This window comes from Pseudohaemophilus parahaemolyticus (genome assembly GCF_938021905.1).
Classification (GTDB): Bacteria; Pseudomonadota; Gammaproteobacteria; order Enterobacterales; family Pasteurellaceae; genus Haemophilus_A; species Haemophilus_A parahaemolyticus_B.
Window position 1 is genome coordinate 1 of record NZ_CALIFA010000069.1, and the last position, 2518, is coordinate 2518.

The 2518-nt window shown below is 35.5% G+C and carries 3 protein-coding genes; 2 read left to right on the forward strand and 1 reads right to left on the reverse strand.

Features of this window, described 5'->3' with window-relative positions:
• Positions 1 to 864: autotransporter outer membrane beta-barrel domain-containing protein (locus QMF79_RS07315; RefSeq protein WP_281773319.1), on the forward strand; the 864-nt coding region annotated here is incomplete at its 5' end.
• 112 nt (positions 865 to 976) lie between these two features.
• Here the strand turns inward: QMF79_RS07315 and QMF79_RS07320 are convergent.
• A complete protein-coding gene (locus QMF79_RS07320; RefSeq protein WP_040218035.1) occupies positions 977 to 1393 on the reverse strand; it encodes a DoxX family protein in 417 nt (138 codons plus the stop codon).
• Positions 1394 to 1525: 132 nt separating this feature from the next.
• On the opposite strand from QMF79_RS07320, the gene QMF79_RS07325 reads away from it, so the two are divergent.
• On the forward strand, positions 1526 to 2422 hold the full coding sequence (locus QMF79_RS07325; RefSeq protein ID WP_281773320.1) for a LysR family transcriptional regulator: 897 nt from the start codon (positions 1526 to 1528) through the stop codon (positions 2420 to 2422).
• Positions 2423 to 2518 lie beyond the last annotated feature (96 nt).

Sequence of the window (2518 nt, forward strand, 5' to 3'; positions counted from 1 at the left end):
AGTACAAACACAAATGCGGTAATTTCTGATGCAATGGCAAAAGCACAATTTGTTGTATTAAATGTAGGTAAAGCGATTTCTCAACATATTAATCAGCTAGAAATGGATAATGAGGGGCAATATAACGTTTGGGTATCTAATACTTCAATGAACGAAAATTATTCCTCAAGTCAATATCATCGTTTTAGTTCCCAAAGTTCACAAACTCAACTTGGATGGGATAAAGCGGTAACGGGAAATCTAAAATTAGGTGGCATATTTACTTATGTTCGTAATAGTAATAACTTTGATCAGGCAACTAGTAAAAATACTTTGGCACAAGTGAATGTCTATTCTAAATATTCTGCCGATGATTGGTATTGGGCGTTAGATTTAGGTTATGGCAAGTTCCAAAACAACTTACAAATTAATAATAATGCGAAATTTGATCATCACACAGCACAAGTAGGCTTAACGGCTGGCAAAGTCTTTAATGTTGGCAATTTTGGTATTACACCAATAGTAGGTGTTCGTTATAGCTACTTATCAAGCTCGGCTTTTGCATTAGATCAAGATCGCATTAAAGTAAACCTAATATCTGTAAAAACGGCTTTTGCTCAACTTGATTTAAGTTACACCTATAACTTAGGTGAGCTTTCAATTACACCGATTTTGTCTGCTCGATATGATGCAAATCAAGGTAATGGCGAAATTAATGTGAATGGATATGATTTTGCTTATAATGTTGAAAACCAACAGCAATATAATGCAGGGCTTAAATTTAAATATCGTAATATTTTATTTGATATAAATGGCGGTATTACAAAAGGCAAGCAGTTAGAAAAACAAAAATTTGGACAAATTAAAATGCAAATTAATTTCTAACGAACAAGTGCTCAATTTATAGAAAAATAAAAAACCCAATCATTTTTTACAGTGATTGGGTTTTGTTTTTGAAATGAAAGTGATCTTTGTTTGTAAAGTCTCAATAAGCGGTCTATTTATTCGCTAATTTTGCATCTAATGATAAAGAACCTGCACCTTTCACTAAGAAAAGTAAGAATGCCATACAATACATAATTGCTATTTCGCCTTTGTTTGATAACGGATCTAATACCGTTTCTGGTGTCACATGAATAAAGAAATAGGCATATGCCATTTGACCAGCTAACAAGAATGAAATGGGGCGAGTGAATAAGCCTAATGCTAATAATAAGCCGCCGCCGATTTCTAAGATACCGCCTACCCCATACATTGAGAACAGAGGAACACTACCGTTTCCTCCTGTCATTGAGAAGGGAAATTCAAAGAATTTCGCTGTACCGTGTAATAAGAACATATAGCCGATAACCACTCGTGCTAATAAAAATACTACTGGGCTAAGTTTTTCGAATTTTTCAAATACTTGATTCATAATGTTTCCTAATAAAGTTAAAGAAATATAACAAAAAATATAGCGTGCATTGTAATTGAATCTTTCTGCTTGATCATTCCGCTTTTTCTAAATAAACTTTTTAGCTCAGCTTAATAATATAAAGTACGCAAGATGAATGATTTTAAAGCAATGTCGGTTTTTGTGACCGTGATTGAACAAGGTTCAATGCAGGCTGCAGCAGAAAAGTTGGCGATGACGCCATCTGCAATTACCCAGTCGATCCAAAAGCTAGAACAGCAACTCAAAATTAAATTATTAAATCGCACCACCCGCAAAATATCGCTTACAGAAGCAGGTGAAGCCTTTTATCAACATGCCAACCAAATGCAGAAAAGTGCCGAAAATGCAGTAAAAAGCGTCGAGCTGTTGCGATCTTCTCCAACAGGTACGCTCAGAATTTCTTGCCCTTCAGGTTTAACCCGCTCCCCGCTTATTCAAGCCTTAAAGCTGATTTTGGAAGAACATTCTGATTTCAACATGGATCTTTCTTTTAAGGATGAAGCGGTTGATTTAATTGAAGAAAGGATAGACATCGCCTTACGTATCGGCACACGTGCATTGGAAGACAATATGATCGCCCGTCATATTTATGATGTGAAACTAGCCATCGTGGCACATAAAGATTACCTCAAAAAGCATTTTTTGCCACAAACGCCCAATGAGCTGTATCAATTGGATTGGATTTATTTTGCTTCACTTGATCCCGACTATTTACAATTTTCTAGCCCTTTAGGCAAAGCTCATATTAAACCTAATTATCGTATTAAAACCAATACACTTTTGGCAAGCCGAGACTTAACGCTACAAGGTTTAGGCATTTCTATTCAGCCTATCATTGAGATAGAAAAAGAGCTTGCTGATGGCACACTTGTGCAACTTTTGCCAGAATGGGAATTGCCAAAAAACCCGATGTATTTGGTTACGCTTCAACGCGTACAGTCGGAAAAAGTAAGAATAGCCGTTCAGGCAATTGTAGACTATTTTGAAAGGCTTAAGAATATTAATTAATTTCTTTGTATTGATGGCATAAGTCAAGATCTTATGCCACCTGAAAAGAACCTCGTTATTTCTTCTTCGCTTTTTTCGTGACTTTTTTCTTAGATT